Source organism: Staphylococcus sp. EG-SA-2 (assembly GCF_017152085.1).
Window position 1 is genome coordinate 1 of the sequence record NZ_JACYHC010000313.1, and the last position, 366, is coordinate 366.

Here is a 366-nt window from a genome sequence, read left to right on the forward strand (position 1 = left end):
TTTCTAATTTTATTAAGGCATCAGGTAATTCTCTTTTAAATAGCTCTTTACCTGATGTCGGGTTATAAATGATTCTAGCACGTTTCCTCATATCTTATCCCTCTACTTAAAATTCATATATTTTAACATCATCTTTGTTTCGTCTAATAGGGAGTGGGACAGAAATAATATTTAACAAAATTTATTTCGTTCTACCCCAACTTGCACATTATTGTAAGCTGACAGAAAGTCAGCTTCTTTGTTGGGGCCCCACTAGAATTGAAAAAAGCTTGTTACAAGCGTATTTTCTTTCAGTCAACTACTGCCAATATAACATTGTAGTGCCTAGGACATTGAATTTATGACCCAGGCTCAGTCTTATTTCAT

1 protein-coding gene is annotated in these 366 nt (G+C 33.9%); it reads right to left on the minus strand.

What is annotated here, in order from left to right; genetic code table 11:
• On the minus strand, positions 1-91 hold a 91-nt coding region (locus tag IDG60_RS22050), incomplete at its 3' end, for a hypothetical protein (RefSeq protein WP_241013329.1).
• Positions 92-366: the final 275 nt, after the last annotated feature.